This is a genomic window from Roseivivax sp. CAU 1753 (assembly GCF_054482575.1).
Map to the genome: position 1 here is coordinate 1 of NZ_JBTLRF010000006.1, position 16,115 is coordinate 16,115.

Here is a 16,115-nt window from a genome sequence, read left to right on the forward strand (position 1 = left end):
GGACTCCAAGGTCATCGTCGCCATCAACAAGGACGAGGAAGCGCCGATCTTCCAGGTCGCGGATTACGGCCTCGTCGGAGACCTCTTCGACCTGGTCCCGGAACTGACCGAGAAACTTTGAACCCGTCAGCCGGGCGATCGGCCCGGTTGCACGACCGAGCAGGCCTGTCCCGGTTGGGGCAGGCCTTTTTCCTGCGCGGCGGCGCCGGGCGGGCGCCTTGCCGGACCTTGGCGCGCAACAGATCAGCCAGAGCATCTGTCTCAGGTTTTCCACAAAGGCCCCGATCACGGCGCTGCTGCCTTCCGGTTGCGCCCGGGCGGCCTCATGTCGGATCCTCCAGCGGCCGCGGCGTGCGGATCCGGTCGGCCAGTTCCAACGCCGCGCGATCATGGGCCAGCGGGCTCAACATGCCGTCCGCGAGCAAGGCGTCGAACTCTGAAAATACCATGCCCTTGGTGGTGTGGTCTTCCCGTGGTTCGACCACCTCGACGACACCGTTGTTGTGCGATCCGAGCGCATCCAGCATCCCGCGGGTCACGAAGCTGGGGTCCGGCAGCGGCGGGATCATGGTCGCGCGAGTGGTGGCTGGCGGCGGTCGTTCCGCCATCCAGACGAGGTGCACCGGGCGCGGCAGATGCCCAAGGATCAGTTTCATCCGCGAGATCCACGCCACCTGCACCTCGCGCACGACCAGCTCGAACCGGTCTGCCGACGCTTCGAACAAGGCGGTCATCAGCGCACCGGTAAAGGTGATCTGGCTGAAGTCCACTTCCGGATACAAGGTGCACAGCGCGTCCGACGCCCTGACAAAGCGGTCATTCCGGCGCGGGTGCACCGAATAGAACCGGTTCGACATGTTCTGCGCGCCCATGACCTGCATCACGCACAGCTCGGCCTCGGCGGCGAGGCCCAGAACCTCGGGATCGTGCAGGAACAGATCGAGCCCGGCGTTCACCTGACCGAAATTCGCCACCGCGCGCCCCAGTCGATGCCCCAGAAGTTGCGGCCAGGGATCCGGCAGGAAGCGACCGAACGTCTCTGTCCCGCCAAGACAGGCAACATATCCCGCCGAAAGATCGGGCATGGGGCCACGAAACCGCAAGCGGCTTTTGCCATAGCGACAGGGCGCGTAATTGAGCCCGCCGCGGATGTCGTTGCTATACATGTTTGGCACACCGGCGTTCCTGTAAGCCTCATCTCTGACCGATTCGGTTTGAGCCTTTGTTAAGGCCGCAACTTTTCCCGACGCATTCTGGACAAGGACGGCGATCCGAACGACACGGGGTCACCGGGAAAATTTGGCAATCGAAGAAGGCAGGACATGGAGATCAGGACCGTAGGCGTCGTTGGCGCCGGGCAGATGGGCAACGGAATCGCGCATGTGATGGCCATGGCAGGCTATGACGTCATCCTGAACGACATCAGCGCCGATGCGCTCGAGGCGGCGGTCGCCCAGATCGGCGCGAACCTCGACCGGCAGGTCAGCCGCGACAAGATCACCGCCGGGGATCGGGACGCGGGGCTGGCACGGATCACGACGACGCAGGTGCTGACCGAGCTGGGCGCGACCGATCTGGTCATCGAGGCCGCGACCGAACGCGAAGACATCAAGACCCAGATCTTCGAGACCCTTGCCCCGCACCTGAACGCCGACACGATCCTGACCACGAACACCTCGTCGATCTCGATTACCCGGCTGGCAAGCCGCACCGACCGGCCCGAACGCTTCATGGGGTTCCATTTCATGAACCCGGTTCCGGTGATGTCGCTGGTCGAGCTGATCCGCGGCATCCAGACCGATCAGGCGACCTACGAGACCTGCCTCGGCGTGGTCGAACGGCTGGGCAAGACCGCTGCCAGCGCCGAGGATTTCCCCGGCTTCATCGTCAACCGCATCCTGATGCCGATGATCAACGAGGCGGCCTATACCCTGCTCGAGGGGGTCGGCAACGTGAACTCCATCGATCAGGCGATGAAGCTGGGCGCGAACCATCCGATGGGGCCGTTCGAGCTGGCCGATTTCATCGGGCTGGATACCTGCCTTGCGATCATGAACGTGCTGCATGACGGGCTGGGCGATACCAAATACCGGCCCTGCCCGCTCTTGTCGAAATATGTCGAGGCGGGATGGCTGGGCCGGAAAACCGACCGGGGGTTCTACGATTACCGCGGTGACGTGGCGGTTCCGACGCGTTGAGGCGCGGCGCGGCATGAGGCCCCGGATCGGGGTCCGGGGCAGATGCGGCGCTGACGGCACGGACGCCACGACCGTACGCACGGGTTTGGCACCCGGCGGCCTTCTCAGGCGCGCAGTCCCGGCCCCGACCCGGGGCCTCGCGGGATGGGCCAGGCCGGAAGCTCAGCCGCCGCGCAGCGCCTCGGAATGTGCCCAGATCGGCTGATCCGGCACATGCAGCCTGAGCGTACCGCCAAGCGTCAGCCGGCCCGGCCGTTCCACCCATGCGGTCACCCCGCGCCGGTTGGCGGCGGCTGTCCTGAAGCGCTTTGCGGCCTCCGGATGGGTCGCGGCAATCTCGCGCGCGGGCAGCTGGCAGGGACGGTTCTGCATATCGACGACCAGCATTCCGCCATCGTCCAGTTGCAGCCGCGATGACGGCGGCAGGGTCGAGAAGTCCGGCAGACCACTGACCACCATGGTCGCCCCGAGCCATTCCGGGTCAAGCGCGGCCACGCCCATCTGCACCGCGATTTCGGCCAGTTCCTCGGACGACAGGATCGACAGCTGGCGCACATTGCGGATCTCGGTGCCACGCGGATATTGCGAGACGAGCCGCGAGCAGGACGGGCGGGTCAGACCGGCATGGGTGTCGCCCGGGACCCCGGCCCAGTCGAGCGCGATGTCGGTCACGGGCGCGGACCGGATTGCCTGTGTTTCGGAGGTGACACGCCCCAGCCAGACGATACTGGCGCTGAACGTCGTCGGCTTCAGCGCGGGCATCGGGTCAGACCGTCAGCGTGAAGAACAGGCGGCGGAAGGGAAACAGCACCGTACCGCTCGGGCCTTCGGGGTAGGCCTTGTCGATCACGCGTTCATACTCGGTGATCAGCCGCGTCCGTTCGTCCTTGGACAGGGCGGCCAGGATCGGACGGGCAAAGGTCGCCTCGGTGAAGCGGCGCACCGGATGGCCTTCGGCGTCGGGGGCCAGTTCCTGGTAATACTCCGTTTCCCACAAGGTGACCTGCCCAAGCGGCGACAGCAGCCGGTGATATTCCGCTGACAGCAGGACGCGGGGCAGCAACTCGCGATCGACCCTGTGCGGAAACAGCTCGTCCGCGATCTGCAGCCAGAGCCGGTGCGACGGCGCGCGGTTCTGGTTCGGCATCTGCACCGCCAGAACGCCGCCCTTGGTCAGCATCCCGGCCAGTCGCGGCATCAGCGTCTCGTGGCCATGAACCCAGTGCAGCGATGCGTTGGCGAAGATCATCGCGGGCGGCGTCTCGGCCCGCCAATCGGCGAGGTTCATCTCTTCGGTGGTGGCGTATGAGCCGGTGCGTTCGGCATGGTCGAGCATGGCGGGGCTGGTATCGACCCCCACGAGGCGGCGGCGCAACTGCCCCAACGCCGGGCTGACAGCCCCGGTTCCGCAGCCAAGATCGATCACGTCGCCTTCGGGCAGCGGCCCGATCGAGCGCAACAGATCCAAAGCGGGACGCAGACGCAAACCCCGGAATCTGTGGTAGATCCCGGGGTTCCAGTCGTTATCGACGGCTGCGCTCATGCGGAGGGTTCAGGCTCGAGATCGCCCGCGGGCTTTGCCTTGGGCTTGGTCTTGGGGATCGCCACCACCGAGGGCTTGTCATCGTCGTCGCCCGAGGCACTGCCCTTGTCGTTGTTATCCGACTGCGGCGGTTCGCCTTTCACGACGCGAGCGATCTCTTCGCCGGTCAGTGTCTCGTATTCCAGCAGACCTTCGGCCAGACGCGTCCACTCTTCCTTCTTTTCCATGAGGATCGCGTAGGCGCGCTCATAGCCGTCCTGGATGAAGCGCTTAACCTCGGCCTCGATCAGTTCCTTGGTATGCGCCGACACCGACAGGCCCGCGGTCTGGCCGGAATAGCCTTCATGCGCCTCGGAATAGTCGATATTGCCGATCTTTTCCGACATGCCCCAGCGCAGCACCATGGCGCGGGCCAGTGCAGAGGCCTGCTGGATGTCGCCCGCCGGTCCGTTCGAGACGTTGTCTTCGCCGTATTTGATGACTTCGGCGGCCTTGCCGGCCATGGTCATCGCGAGCTTCTCTTCGCATTCGGACTTGTGCCAGTTCAGGCGGTCGATCTCGGGCAGCGACACCACCATACCCAGCGCACCGCCGCGCGGAATGATCGTGGCCTTGTAGACCGGATCGCATTGCGGCAACTCCATGCCAACGATGGCGTGACCGGCCTCGTGAAAGGCGGTCTTTTCCTTCTGCTCGGCGGTCAGCACCATGGACCGCCGTTCGGCACCCATCATGACCTTGTCCTTGGCCTCTTCGAAATCGACCATGGTGACAAAGCGCCGTCCGATCCGGGCCGCCATCAGCGCGGCCTCGTTGACGAGGTTCGCCAGATCCGCACCCGAAAAGCCGGGCGTGCCGCGCGCGATGATGCGCAGGTCGACATCGGGGCCAAGCGGCGTCTTGCGGGCATGAACACCGAGGATCTTCTCGCGGCCCTTGACGTCGGGGTTGGGCACGGTGACCTGACGGTCGAAGCGGCCGGGACGCAGCAATGCCGGGTCGAGAACGTCGCGGCGGTTGGTGGCCGCGACGATGATGACGCCTTCATTTGCCTCGAAGCCGTCCATCTCGACCAGCAACTGGTTCAGGGTCTGTTCGCGTTCGTCATTGCCGCCGCCATAGCCGGACCCGCGGTTGCGACCGACGGCGTCAATCTCGTCGATGAAGACGATGCAGGGGGCGTTCTTCTTGGCCTGCTCGAACATGTCGCGCACCCGCGAGGCACCGACACCGACGAACATCTCGACGAAGTCCGACCCCGAGATGGTGAAGAACGGCACGCCGGCCTCGCCCGCGATGGCACGCGCGAGCAGCGTCTTGCCGGTGCCCGGAGGACCGACCAGCAACGCACCCTTGGGGATCTTGCCGCCGAGCCGCGAGAATTTCTGCGGGTTGCGCAAGAACTCGACGATCTCTTCAAGCTCTTCCTTGGCCTCGTCGATGCCCGCGACGTCATCGAAGGTCACGCGACCGTGCTTTTCGGTCAACAGCTTCGCCTTGGACTTGCCGAATCCCATCGCACCGCCGCGACCGCCGCCCTGCATCCGGTTCATGAAGTAGATCCAGACCCCGATCAGCAGCAGGAACGGCAAGAGCGAGATCAGGAAGGACTGCACCCCCGACTGTTCCTGCGCCTCGGCGCGCACCGGCACGTTGTTGGTGACGAGAAGGTTGGTAACCTCGGCATCTTCCGGCTTGATGGTGACATAGTCGGTGCCGTCCTGAGTGCGGTAGCGCACCTGCTCACCGTCGATGGTGGCCGACGTGACGGCCTGGTCCTCGACCGCTGCGACGAAGTCCGAATAGGGAGCTTCGCGGCTTTGCAGCGTGTTGTTGCCGCCTGAGAACAGGTTGAAGAGCGCCAGGACGAGCAGAAAGAGCACGACCCAGAATGCGATGTTGCGCGCGTTGCCCAAAGACATTCTCCTGTGAAAACTTTGACCGGCCCATAGCATGACCGATTTCGTCATAACATAGGCATAAGTCCGGGACGTTCAATGCGACAGCAAGAAGCGCGCGAGGCTGGGGGCCGCGGCGTCGAAGCGGCAGGTATGGGCCGGCCCGAACCCAAGTGGCGCGCAAGCGACGAGCCTGTCGCCGCTGAACACCGCAGGCAGGGACAATGCCTCGCGGAAGCGGGGGGGTACCTGCGGCTTGTCCGGGATCTGCGACCATCCGCGCGTGCCCAGAACACGCACGGTCAGACCATCGACAGACGGACCCTCGACCCGCCATCTGCCATCCCAGAGCTGGCCCGGTCCCGCCTGCGTCCGCATCTCTTCGACCGCCTTCAGTTCCCGGATGATGCGCAATTCGCCCTTGTCCACATGCAGCGCCGCACCGGCAAGGGTGCCACCCTGCCCCGACCGCGCCGCATCGAGCATCGCCTCCAGCGCCTCGGCCCGGGGCCGGTAGACACTACCCGCGACGAATTGCAGCGCGGCGGCCAGCAGTCGCATCTGGGTGTCACGCTCGGTCTCGGCAAAGCCGTCGCGGTCGATCACGATCTGACCCCATTCGGCGCGTGTGATCCGCGTGGCGATATCGGCGGCGCGGGCGGCAAGGGCCTCTCGGGCGCGGGCCATGCGGCGGGCGGTCTCGGTCAGGGCGGCGGCGGACAGACCCGCGTCTTCCAGCGTCGCCAGAAGCTTGCGCATGCGCACCCTCTCGAAGGTGTCATCCTCGTTCGAGGGGTCGTCGGCGAAGGGTATGCGCATCACCCTGAGATAGAAGCGCAGAGCCTCGCGGCGCTCGTTCAGAAGCGGGCGGACGATGCGCATGGCCCCGACCTTGCGGATGGCGGACATGCCCGACAGCCCCTCGACTCCCGAGCCGCGCTTGAGACGCATCAATACCGTTTCGGCCTGGTCGTCGGCGGTATGCGCGAAAAGCACATCGCGCATGCCCTGCCGCCAGCCGTCGATCAGCGACAGCCGGGCGCGGCGGGCGGCGTCCTGCAGGTTGCCGCGCCCGTCCCAGCCCTGCCATTTCAGCGTGTCGTGCGGCCAGCCAAGGTTGCGGCATTCCTCGGCCACGAGGTTCGCCTCATCGGCGGAGCCGGGGCGCAGGCCGTGATCCACCGTCACCACGCGCAACGCCACACCCCAGCGCCGGGTCCAGTTATGCGCCAGCGCCAGCATCGCCATGGAATCGCCCCCACCCGAGACGGCAAGGCCGATCTCGGATGGAAAATCCGGGCCGAGGCTCTGGCCCATCGCGGTGGCAAACCGGTCGTCGAGCGAGGAGGCGTCCGTCACCGGGCTGTCACCGCGCGGTCACTGGCATCCAAGCGCCGAGCGTTCGGATTGCGCACGGGCCACGGCGTCGGTGCCGGGATAGCGCGTCGCCACCTCGGCCAGGGTCACGCAGGCTTCCTGGTTCGAGCCGAGCCTGCCCAGGCCACGCCCGAGAAGAAACAGCGCCTCGGGGGCGGTCGGCGCGTCGGGATAGGTGTTCCAGGCTTCGAGATAGGCGCGCGAGGCTTCGCGGGTATCGCCCAATTCGTCAAGCGCACGGCCCCGGCCCAAGAGGGCTGCGGCATCGAGCGGACTGCCCGGATAGGCCTGCCGGAACGCCGCGAAGCGATCGGCGGCGGCCTGATACTGGCCCGAGGTCAGCGCCGCCTGCGCCGCCCGGAAGTCGGCCTCCTCGGCGGCGGCCAGCTGCGCGCCGCCCATCGCGGGCAGCGCGTCATCGCCCGATCCGGGCTCTTCCGCCACGCCCGCGGCAGTCGGCGGCGGGGGTGTGGCGGCGGTGGTCGGGGGCGTGCCGCCCAGGGGCGGCGTGTCGCCAAGCGCGCCGACATCGCAGCCCGGCTCCAGTTCGCACAGACGGAATTGCAGATCGCCGATCCGGTTGGTGCCGTCCTGCACGATCTGATCGATGCGGAACTGCATCTGCTCGGTCTGGGCGGTCAGGCGCTGCAAGGCGGCCTCGATGGCATTCACCCGGTCGATGGTGCCGCCGCCGACCTGCACGTCCGAACCGCTGGTCGTCGACAGTTCGCGCTTGAGTTTCTGCATCTCGAAACTCAGCACGGACAGGTCCTGCTGGATGTCGGCCAAGGTGTCGGCCGTCTGTGCCGCAAGCGGCGTCGCCGCCAGCGTCAGGGCGAAAAGGGCAGCGCGCATCATGGCTTAGCTTACCCCGCTTGCGGCGATCACGGTGACCGCGCGGCGGTTCTTCATGTAGCACGCCTCGGTCGAGCAGATTTCGAGCGGGCGTTCCTTGCCGTAGGTGACGAAGGTCAGGCGGTTCTGTGCCACGCCCTGCGCCACAAGGTATTCCATCACCGAATTGGCCCGCCGCGCACCGAGCGCCAGGTTGTACTCGCGCGTGCCCTGCTCATCCGCGTGGCCCTCGATCTTGGCCTGATAGCTGACATTCGTCAGCAGCCATCGCGCCTGCTGCGCCAGCGTCGCCTGTGCCTCGGGCGACAGCGTCGACTGATCGACGGCAAACAGCACCCGGTCGCCGATCGTCTGGGCGAAATAGGCGGGCGAGTTGGGGTCATTGGCGCTGCCGGGCACGATGCCGGTGCCGGTGTTCATGCCGCTGCCCGCGCCCATGTCGCCATCGCCCGCGCCGAAGCGGTCGGGGTTCGTGCATCCTGCCAGCGCGACCGCGGCAAGGACCATCATCGCTTTCGTAAAGGTGCCCATCACTCAAATCCTGCTCTTGTTTTGGCGCACGCTAACATATTGCGCGCGGCAAGTGAATCACTGGAAACCATCCGGCAGATGCGCCCCGGACAGCCGCCACTCCTGTATCCGTCGCGCCCGGACCCGACCGGTGCGCGGTCTATTGCAACGGCCCCCAGCTTGGGTCCGACCCGCCTGACGGCGTCTCGACGCGCTTGAGATTGCGGCCCGAGATATCCACCGAATAGAGCGACGACGAGCCGGTCGCCCCCTGCGTCTCGCGGCTGAACATCAGCACGCGACCGTTCGGGGCCCAGGTCGGGCTTTCATCGAGGAAGGACGCGGTCAGCAGCCGCTCCTCGGAGCCATCGACGCGCATGACACCGATATGGAAGCGGCCCGCATTCTGCTTGGTGAACGCGATCAGATCGCCGCGCGGCGACCAGACCGGCGTGCCATAGCGCCCCTCGCCGAACGAAATGCGCGTCGGCTCTCCGCCATTGGCGGACATGATATAGAGCTGCTGGCCGCCCGAGCGGTCACTCTCGAAGACGATGCGGGACCCGTCCGGCGAAAAGCTGGGCGCGGTCTCGATCGAGGGCGCGGAGGTCAGCTGCATGGTCTGCCCGGTGGCGATCTCCATGGAATAGATATCGGTGTTGGACCCGGTGGTCGCAGAATAGAGCAGGCTCTGGCCCCCGGGCGCAAAACGGGGCGCAAAGCTCATCAACCCGGTCTGGGTCGGCAGGATGCGGCTTTGCACCGATCCGACGTCAAGCACGTGCACGCGCGGCTCTCCGGTGGCGTAGCTGGTATAGATCACCCGGTCGCCCGAGGGCGAAAAGCGCGGCGCCAGCACGATCGAGGCGCTGTCGGTCAGGTATTGCAGGTTGGCCCCGTCGTAATCCATGATCGCGAGCCGCTTCTGCCGGGCGTTCTTGGGCCCCTGTTCAGAGACATAGACCACGCGGCTGTCGAAATACCCGCCCTCGCCGGTGATCCGCGAATAGACCTGGTCGGCGACCTTGTGGCCCATGCGGCGCAACCCGTCCGGCGTGCCGGTAAACTGCATGCCCTGCCCCAGCTCGGTGCCCGCGAAGACGTCGTAGACCCGGAACTTGACGATCACCCGGCCCGATCCGTCGCGGCTTACCGCACCGGTGATCAGCGCCTGGGCGTTGATCGCGCGCCAGTCGGCAAACTGCACCGGGGATTCGAAACTGGTGATCTGGCTGATATAGGCGTCGCGCGCGATCTCGCGAAACAGCCCGGTGTTCAGCAGGTCCGAGCGGACCACCGCGCTGATTTCCTGCGCATAGGCCTGGGTCTCGGCGCTGTCGGCCACGAAGGTGGGGGCCGCGAAGGGCAACGGCTCGATCACGCCCTCGGTGATCTCGATCCTGAGCGGACCCTGCGCCTGGGCGGGCAGCGCCAGCAGCGCAAGGGTCAGTGCCAGCAGGCAGGAGAGAAACGGTCTCATCGGCAAACCTTTCAACGGGAGGCCTTGTCGCAATCCACCATACAAACCACGGCGGGCAACACAAACAGACGTGAACAGAGCGAGGCATGCCATCAGCGCAACCTCATGCCCGAGGGATCGAAGACCATCTCGATATCCTGCCACTGGGCGTATTTCTCGGGCGGCAGCGGAAAGCCATCGCCCTGACAGCGCAGGATGGCGCGGCGCGCGGCCTGGAACGCGGTCTGCGCGGCGGACGGGTCGCCGCCGCTGGACTCGATCATGCGCAGCGAGTTTGACACGACGCGGCCCGACCGGTCCATCTGCATGCCCACAACGACGGTGACATTCGCCGCCTGGCTGCCGACATCGACCACCCAGCAGCGTTGCACCGCCACGCGCAGGGCATCGCGTTCGCCGCCGGTCATCGGTGGCCCGACGGGCAAGTCCGGCTGCGGGTCGGGCGCGCCGCCGCCCAGCGCCTCGGCCAGCGCGGCCTCGACGCCCGTGGGCGCGGCGGGGGGCGGTGTTTCGGCGGTCTCGGGGCGCGGCGTGTCGGGCACCGGGGTCGGTGTGGCGGCGGCGCGATCGGGCCGGGGCCGCGGACGCACAGAGGTCGCGGGCGCGCGGGCGGGGTCCTCGGCCTCGGTGACGATTTCGGTCGTGGCCTCTTCGGGGGCGGTGGCCTCCTGGGCGTCGACATCGGCGCGCTGGTCGGTCTGCGCATCCGGCGAGACGCTGTCCTGGATCTCGTCGGCCACCGAGGTATCGGGTTCCGGCGGGCGCACCGGGTCGGGCGCGACGCGCGGGGCGCTGTCGGGGGTTGGCGTCGCGGCGATGTCGGGCGCGGTGGCCTCGGGCGTGGGCGGGCGCAGAACCGGCGGCGTGTCGGCGATGGTTGCGGGCGGCGTCGGGGCCACCGGCTCTGGCGGCGTTTCCGTACGCGGCTCGGGCGTCGGTCTGGGCCGCGGCGGGGTTTGCGGCGCCGGAGGAACATCCGGCGCCTCGGGAACCGCGTCGGACGCATCGGGGGCTGGCGGGGCCGCAATCTCGGAGGTTGCTTCGGGCGGTGCGGAAGGGGCGGTCAGCGCGGCGAAATCCGCCTCGGACAGGATCTGCACCTCCTGCACCTGGACCGGATCGGGGTTCGAACGGAAGATGCCGCCGAACAGCACATAGAAGATCAGCATCGCGTGGCCGATGCCCGAGACGATCTGGCCCGTATTCAGGGATGGTCTGGGGGACGTCATGGGGAATGCCCCCTCAATTGCCCTGCGCGTTGAGCGCCGGGCCACCGATATCGGTCACAAGGCCGATCGAGGAAAACCCGCCCGCATTCAGCGCCCCCATGATCTGCGCCACCGTTTCATAGGGCACCGCGCCATCGGCGCGCAGATACACCCGGTCGTCGCTGCGTTCCTCGGCGATGGCGCGCAGTCGCGCGACCAGTTCGTCACGGGCCACTTCGGTGGTCTGGATCGTCACGCCGCCCGCCGCGTCGATGGTGACGGTCAGCGGTTCCTCGTTGTCCGAGGGCAACGCGGTGGCAGCGGTCTTGGGCAGCTCGATCGGAACCCCCACGGTCAAGAGCGGTGCCGCCACCATGAAGATGATCAAAAGCACCAGCATCACGTCGACGAAGGGCGTGATGTTGATCTCGGACATCGGCTGGACCCGGCCCGAGCGCCGGCGCCGTCTGCGTGATCCACCGCCGCCGCCCGATTTGGTGACACCCGCGCCCATGGCTCAGCCGTCCAACTGGCGCGACAGGATGGTCGAGAACTCGTCGGCGAAGGCCTCGTAGCCGCCGATGAGCCGCTCCGCATCCGCCGAGAACTTGTTGTAGAAAATCACTGCCGGGATCGCCGCCAGCAGGCCGAGGCCGGTCGCCAGCAGCGCCTCGGCGATGCCGGGGGCCACGACCGCAAGGCTGGTGTTCTGCTGCTGCGCGATCTCGATGAAGGCGTTCATGATACCCCAGACCGTGCCGAACAGACCGACAAAAGGCGTCACCGAGCCGGTGGTGGCCAGCACGGCCAGACCGCCTTGCAGGTCTTCGGCCTCTTTCTGGATCGCCACATCCATCGAGCGGTCGATGCGCGCCTGTGCGCCGGCGATCAGGTTGCCGTCGTCGCGGTGCGAGCGGCGCCATTCCATCATGCCCGCCGCGAAGATCCGTTCGGACCGGCCCTTCGGCTCCATGCCGATCTGGTCGAACAGCTCGTCCAGCGGCTCACCGGACCAGAAGGCCCGGTCGAAGCGGTCGGCCTCGGTGCGGGCGGCGCGGTAGGCGATGAATTTCTGCACGATGATCGACCACGACCAGAAGCTGGCCACGATCAGCGCCAGCATCACCAGTTTCACGGTAAGGGTCGCGCGGGCGAACAGCGCCCACATGGAGAAATCAATCTCCTGCGCCAGGGCGAGGGTTTCGGTTTCCATTAGCCTGCTCTTTTCTGCCTGATGGCCTCTTGCGGGCCATGCTTTAAAGGCACGAATACGTCAAGTCGCCACGCAAAGCCAACACATTGCGGTGAATGGACGGCCTGACCCCCCGTCAGTGCAGCTTTTGGCGGATATTCGCCGGTAATCTGGCGGGCTGGCCATGTGCGGTGACGCAGACCACGACGACCTCGGCCTGGAACAGCAGCGTCTCGCCGCGCCAGACCTCTTGCCCCATGATCAGGCGCACGCCGGTGACCGCGCGGGTGACGGTGCGGACCGTCAACGCGTCGTCGAACTTCGCGGGGGCGATATAGTCGGCCTCGACCCGGCGGACGACGAAGACGACGCCGTCCCGTTCGCGCATGGCATTCTGGTCGATCCCGAGGCCGCGCACCCAGTCCGAACGGGCGCGTTCGATATAGCGCAGGTAGTTGGCGTAATAGACGATGCCGGCCATGTCGGTGTCTTCGTAATAGACACGGACCGGGAAGCTGTGGGTCATGGCGGACGTCCTTGGAATGCGGGCTCAGGAAACGGGGGGCAAGATGGCGAGGCGCGCATGAAGGCGCAGCGCATGGGCGGGGTCCTGTGCCATATCGGGCAGCACCGGATCATAGGCGGCGCGGATCAGTCCGGCGATATCCGGGCGCAACACGACGCGACCATCGTCGAGCTGACCCAGCGGCGAGCGATCGGTGAAGGCCCGATCGGACCAGAGCAGCACCGACTGCACAACCTGCCCCAGCGCCAGCGTCTCGGCGGGCAGTTGCGCCAACTGGTCGTCCATCCGCAGAAAGATGAAACAGGCGCGGATGGCCCCCGCGGGATCGAACCGGAAGACCCGGTATTGATTGGCGTCCGCCTGTTCAAGCCGCCCGACCAGTGCGCCGAGGCCGTCGATCAGCCGCGCGAGATTGGGCACGTCGCGCAATTCGCCCCAGTCCCGCACGAAGAACACCATGGTGTTGGCGCCAAGCTCGGGATCGGTTTCGGCCAGACTGCGCCCGGTCAGCGCCAGGACCGCCTCGAAAGCGCCCTTGATGGTGGCGATGGTCGGATCCTCGACGCCAAAGACGACGGGCGCGATGGGCCGTCCCCAACGGGCAAAGACGTAGTGCCCGTCGGAGCGGGTGAACAGCGCCGCGACATCGTCGGCGGACAGCGTGAGGCCGGGAAGTTGGGAGCCGGGTGTCATGGTCCCGCGTGTTTGGCATTCAAGGCAACGCAGGACAAGGGGAGGGTGCGCTTCGGTCGCGCGGAACCGGGTGCGCAGGAGATCGGCGGCGCTGCGGCGGCGGGGTCGGGAGTGCGTATTTGGAAAATGGAAAGGCGGGGCGGTCGGCAGATGCCCGGGCGCTGCGCCGAATGTCGGGCGGGAAGTAAATGCGATGCGCAGAAGTCGGGTAAAGGTTTGCCGCGTGGGCAGGCCGGAAGGAATCGGTGATGCGCGGCTATTGGAACAGGCCGGACTGCCCCGGTGGTTCGGGTGCGGCAAGGCGCAGGTGGCTCCAGCCCTTGCTGGCCAGCATGCGGCCCCGGGGCGTGCGCTGGATCAGGCCCTGTTGCAGCAGGTAGGGCTCGATGACCTCTTCGATGGCATCGCGCGGCTCGGACAGGGCGGCGGCGATCGTCTCGATGCCCACAGGGCCACCGGCGTAGTTTTCCGCGATCAGCGACAGGTAGCGGCGGTCGGCCCCGTCAAGGCCCAGCCCGTCCACGCCGAGGCGCGTCAGCGCGTTGTCGGCAAGCGCCCGCGAAATGGTGCCGTCGCCTTCGACCACCGCGAAGTCGACGACGCGGCGCAGCAGGCGGCCGGCGATACGCGGTGTGCCCCGGGCGCGGCGGGCGATTTCGCGCGCGCCATCGGGATGGGCGGCCACGCCCAGCTTCTCGGCGTTGCGGGCGACGATGAATTCCAACTCTTCGACGGTATAGAATTGCAGCCGTGTGGGGATGCCGAAGCGGTCGCGCAGCGGCGTGGTGAGCAGGCCGAGACGCGTGGTGGCCCCGACCAGCGTGAAGGGCTGAAGTTCGATCCGGACGGTGCGGGCGGCGGGGCCTTCGCCGATCACCAGGTCCAGTTCGAAATCCTCGAGCGCGGGGTAGAGCACCTCTTCGACCACCGGGTTCAGGCGGTGGATCTCGTCGATGAAAAGCACGTCGCGAGCCTCGAGGTTGGTCAGGATCGCGGCGAGGTCACCGGCCTTGGCCAGCACCGGGCCCGAGGTCATGCGGAAATTCACCCCCAGTTCGCGCGCCATGATCTGTGCCAGCGTCGTCTTGCCGAGCCCGGGCGGGCCGTGAAACAGCGTATGGTCCATGGCAACGCCACGGCTGCGCGCCGATTGCAGAAAGACGCGCAGGTTGGCACGTGCCTCGGCCTGGCCGACAAAATCGTCGAGCACCTGGGGACGCAACGCGCGGTCGCGGTCTTCGGGGTGGGTTTCCGGGCGCAGCATGGGGTCCGGATCGGTCACGATTTCGGTGCCAGCAGTTTGAGAGCCGCCCGGATCAGCGCGGCGGTGTCGGCCTCGGGTGCGTCGGCGGCGGCGCGGGCCACGGCGGCGGCGGCCTCACCGGGCGCGTAGCCGAGGTTGCCGAGCGCCGAGAGCGCCTCGGACTGGGCGGAGGCCGAGGGGCGCGGGGTCGGTTGCGGGGCGGGTTTTGGCGCCGCGGTCCTGTCGGTGTCGTCCGCGTCGATGACGTCGTCCATTGCGGGGTCCGACAGGGACGATGTGCCCATGGCCATCACCGTCGGGGCCTTGTCCTTCAACTCGTTGACGACCCGTTGCGCGGTCTTGGGGCCGATGCCGCGCGCCGCCTTGACCGCGTTCCAGTCGCCCAGGGCGATGGCGCGGCTGACGCCGTCCGGCCCCAGCGCGCCCAGGATGGCAAGCGACGCCTTCGCGCCGACGCCCTGCACGCTCATCAAAAGGCGGTGCCATTCCTTTTCCACAAGGCTGAGAAAGCCGAAGAGTTGCAGGATATCCTCGCGCACCAGCAGATCGGTATAGAGCGCCACCGCCTCGCCCGGGCCGGGGACCTGCGCCAGCGTCCGGTCCGAGCAGTAGACGATATAGCCGACCCCGCGCACATCGACGAGGGCGTGATCCTCGGCCTTGTATGCGACCCGGCCCGCGATGCGACCGATCATGCGGCACCTCCGACGATGCGCATCTGCGGAACCCGCGCGTGATGCGCGTGGCAGATCGCGATGGCCAGCGCGTCGGCGGCATCGGGCGAATGGATCTCGACCCCCGGCAGCTGCATGCGGACCATGTGGTCGATCTGCTGCTTGTGCGCGTGGCCGACCCCGACAACCGTCTTCTTGACCTTGTTGGGCGCGTATTCGCCCACCTCGAGGCCGAACTGCGCGGGCACCAGAAGGGCAATGGCACGGGCCTGGCCAAGCTTCAGCGTGGCCACCGCGTCCTTGTTGACGAAGGTCTGTTCGACGGCAGCGACCTCGGGGGCATATCGTTCGAGCACCGCCCACAACTGCCGGTGCAGCGCCAGAAGCCGCGGCGCCAGATCACCCGGAACGGAGCGGCAGGTGCCGTTCGCGACGTGGCGCAGGCGCGATCCGTCGGCGTCGATCACGCCCCAGCCGAGATTGCGCAATCCCGGATCGATTCCCAATACCCTGACCAAGACTGCCCCGCCTTTTGTTGTTTTTCCCGGACTAGCACGAAAAGGGAACATCCGCCAAGCGCCATCGCGTGTCGCGCGCAGGACGGCGGCGATTTTGGTGCGGCCTGTGGCATTTCACGCCCCCGCAAGGGCGCGCTGCGCGATGCGGGCTTTGCCAAAGCGCCCGCCGTCGGGTAGCG

17 protein-coding genes and 1 pseudogene are annotated in these 16,115 nt (G+C 67.0%); 2 read left to right on the plus strand and 16 right to left on the minus strand.

Annotation, left to right across the window (positions count from 1 at the left end):
* A pseudogene (locus tag ACXYMN_RS13220) lies at positions 1 to 121 on the plus strand (electron transfer flavoprotein subunit alpha/FixB family protein); the annotation flags it as partial.
* Between the two features lie 202 nt (positions 122 to 323).
* On the opposite strand, the gene ACXYMN_RS13225 reads toward ACXYMN_RS13220, so the two are convergent.
* Entirely contained in the window at positions 324 to 1,166 is an 843-nt protein-coding gene (locus tag ACXYMN_RS13225; protein ID WP_459014182.1) for a DUF6473 family protein, read from the minus strand.
* A 156-nt stretch (positions 1,167 to 1,322) separates the two neighbouring features.
* Between ACXYMN_RS13225 and ACXYMN_RS13230 the strand changes: the two genes are divergently transcribed.
* Positions 1,323 to 2,198, plus strand: a complete 876-nt coding sequence (locus tag ACXYMN_RS13230) for a 3-hydroxybutyryl-CoA dehydrogenase (RefSeq protein WP_459014183.1) — start codon at positions 1,323 to 1,325, stop codon at positions 2,196 to 2,198.
* 162 nt (positions 2,199 to 2,360) lie between these two features.
* On the opposite strand, the gene ACXYMN_RS13235 is transcribed toward ACXYMN_RS13230, so the two are convergent.
* The 15 genes from ACXYMN_RS13235 to ruvC all read right to left on the minus strand — a co-directional run bounded on the left by ACXYMN_RS13235 (position 2,361) and on the right by ruvC (position 15,987).
* Complete coding sequence (locus ACXYMN_RS13235) at positions 2,361 to 2,960, minus strand: MOSC domain-containing protein (RefSeq protein ID WP_459014184.1); 600 nt, start codon at positions 2,958 to 2,960, stop codon at positions 2,361 to 2,363.
* Positions 2,961 to 2,964: 4 nt separating this feature from the next.
* Positions 2,965 to 3,741, minus strand: coding sequence for a methyltransferase domain-containing protein (locus tag ACXYMN_RS13240; protein WP_459014185.1), 777 nt, complete (start codon positions 3,739 to 3,741; stop codon positions 2,965 to 2,967).
* Entirely contained in the window at positions 3,738 to 5,657 is a 1,920-nt protein-coding gene (ftsH, locus tag ACXYMN_RS13245) for an ATP-dependent zinc metalloprotease FtsH (RefSeq protein ID WP_459014456.1), read from the minus strand. Before ftsH ends, ACXYMN_RS13240 begins: the two co-directional genes overlap by 4 nt.
* A 78-nt stretch (positions 5,658 to 5,735) precedes the next feature.
* Positions 5,736 to 6,998, minus strand: a complete 1,263-nt coding sequence (gene tilS / locus ACXYMN_RS13250) for a tRNA lysidine(34) synthetase TilS (protein ID WP_459014186.1) — start codon at positions 6,996 to 6,998, stop codon at positions 5,736 to 5,738.
* Positions 6,999 to 7,016: 18 nt separating this feature from the next.
* Positions 7,017 to 7,874, minus strand: coding sequence for a tol-pal system protein YbgF (ybgF, locus tag ACXYMN_RS13255; RefSeq protein ID WP_459014187.1), 858 nt, complete (start codon positions 7,872 to 7,874; stop codon positions 7,017 to 7,019).
* Between the two features lie 3 nt (positions 7,875 to 7,877).
* Complete coding sequence (gene pal, locus ACXYMN_RS13260; protein ID WP_459014188.1) at positions 7,878 to 8,402, minus strand: peptidoglycan-associated lipoprotein Pal; 525 nt, start codon at positions 8,400 to 8,402, stop codon at positions 7,878 to 7,880.
* A 139-nt stretch (positions 8,403 to 8,541) separates the two neighbouring features.
* Entirely contained in the window at positions 8,542 to 9,861 is a 1,320-nt protein-coding gene (gene tolB / locus ACXYMN_RS13265; RefSeq protein WP_459014190.1) for a Tol-Pal system beta propeller repeat protein TolB, read from the minus strand.
* Positions 9,862 to 9,953: 92 nt separating this feature from the next.
* Positions 9,954 to 11,090: a cell envelope integrity protein TolA gene (locus ACXYMN_RS13270; protein ID WP_459014191.1), complete on the minus strand. Its 1,137-nt coding sequence runs from the start codon at positions 11,088 to 11,090 to the stop codon at positions 9,954 to 9,956.
* A gap of 13 nt (positions 11,091 to 11,103) precedes the next feature.
* Positions 11,104 to 11,583: a protein TolR gene (gene tolR, locus ACXYMN_RS13275; protein ID WP_459014192.1), complete on the minus strand. Its 480-nt coding sequence runs from the start codon at positions 11,581 to 11,583 to the stop codon at positions 11,104 to 11,106.
* A gap of 3 nt (positions 11,584 to 11,586) precedes the next feature.
* On the minus strand, positions 11,587 to 12,282 hold the full coding sequence (gene tolQ, locus ACXYMN_RS13280) for a protein TolQ (RefSeq protein WP_459014193.1): 696 nt from the start codon (positions 12,280 to 12,282) through the stop codon (positions 11,587 to 11,589).
* A 115-nt stretch (positions 12,283 to 12,397) separates the two neighbouring features.
* On the minus strand, positions 12,398 to 12,787 hold the full coding sequence (gene ybgC / locus ACXYMN_RS13285) for a tol-pal system-associated acyl-CoA thioesterase (protein WP_459014194.1): 390 nt from the start codon (positions 12,785 to 12,787) through the stop codon (positions 12,398 to 12,400).
* Positions 12,788 to 12,811: 24 nt separating this feature from the next.
* Positions 12,812 to 13,480 (minus strand): hypothetical protein, encoded by a 669-nt coding sequence (locus ACXYMN_RS13290; protein WP_459014195.1) that lies wholly within the window; start codon positions 13,478 to 13,480, stop codon positions 12,812 to 12,814.
* A 256-nt stretch (positions 13,481 to 13,736) separates the two neighbouring features.
* Positions 13,737 to 14,762 (minus strand): Holliday junction branch migration DNA helicase RuvB, encoded by a 1,026-nt coding sequence (gene ruvB / locus ACXYMN_RS13295; protein ID WP_459014197.1) that lies wholly within the window; start codon positions 14,760 to 14,762, stop codon positions 13,737 to 13,739.
* Positions 14,759 to 15,439, minus strand: coding sequence for a Holliday junction branch migration protein RuvA (gene ruvA / locus ACXYMN_RS13300; RefSeq protein ID WP_459014198.1), 681 nt, complete (start codon positions 15,437 to 15,439; stop codon positions 14,759 to 14,761). Before ruvA ends, ruvB begins: the two co-directional genes overlap by 4 nt.
* Positions 15,436 to 15,987: a crossover junction endodeoxyribonuclease RuvC gene (ruvC, locus tag ACXYMN_RS13305; protein ID WP_459014199.1), complete on the minus strand. Its 552-nt coding sequence runs from the start codon at positions 15,985 to 15,987 to the stop codon at positions 15,436 to 15,438. The genes ruvA and ruvC overlap by 4 nt, the downstream gene beginning before the upstream one ends.
* Positions 15,988 to 16,115 lie beyond the last annotated feature (128 nt).

Excerpts from the sequence above, each read along its gene's own strand:
- ACXYMN_RS13225 (WP_459014182.1), bottom strand. The coding sequence starts at position 1,166 with ATGTATAGCAACGACATCCGCGGCGGGCTCAATTACGCGCCCTGTCGC.
- ACXYMN_RS13230 (WP_459014183.1), top strand. The coding sequence starts at position 1,323 with ATGGAGATCAGGACCGTAGGCGTCGTTGGCGCCGGGCAGATGGGCAAC.
- ACXYMN_RS13235 (WP_459014184.1), bottom strand. The coding sequence starts at position 2,960 with ATGCCCGCGCTGAAGCCGACGACGTTCAGCGCCAGTATCGTCTGGCTG.
- ACXYMN_RS13240 (WP_459014185.1), bottom strand. The coding sequence starts at position 3,741 with ATGAGCGCAGCCGTCGATAACGACTGGAACCCCGGGATCTACCACAGA.
- ybgF (WP_459014187.1), bottom strand. The coding sequence starts at position 7,874 with ATGATGCGCGCTGCCCTTTTCGCCCTGACGCTGGCGGCGACGCCGCTT.
- pal (WP_459014188.1), bottom strand. The coding sequence starts at position 8,402 with ATGGGCACCTTTACGAAAGCGATGATGGTCCTTGCCGCGGTCGCGCTG.
- tolB (WP_459014190.1), bottom strand. The coding sequence starts at position 9,861 with ATGAGACCGTTTCTCTCCTGCCTGCTGGCACTGACCCTTGCGCTGCTG.
- ACXYMN_RS13270 (WP_459014191.1), bottom strand. The coding sequence starts at position 11,090 with ATGACGTCCCCCAGACCATCCCTGAATACGGGCCAGATCGTCTCGGGC.
- tolR (WP_459014192.1), bottom strand. The coding sequence starts at position 11,583 with ATGGGCGCGGGTGTCACCAAATCGGGCGGCGGCGGTGGATCACGCAGA.
- tolQ (WP_459014193.1), bottom strand. The coding sequence starts at position 12,282 with ATGGAAACCGAAACCCTCGCCCTGGCGCAGGAGATTGATTTCTCCATG.
- ybgC (WP_459014194.1), bottom strand. The coding sequence starts at position 12,787 with ATGACCCACAGCTTCCCGGTCCGTGTCTATTACGAAGACACCGACATG.
- ACXYMN_RS13290 (WP_459014195.1), bottom strand. The coding sequence starts at position 13,480 with ATGACACCCGGCTCCCAACTTCCCGGCCTCACGCTGTCCGCCGACGAT.
- ruvA (WP_459014198.1), bottom strand. The coding sequence starts at position 15,439 with ATGATCGGTCGCATCGCGGGCCGGGTCGCATACAAGGCCGAGGATCAC.
- ruvC (WP_459014199.1), bottom strand. The coding sequence starts at position 15,987 with ATGTTCCCTTTTCGTGCTAGTCCGGGAAAAACAACAAAAGGCGGGGCA.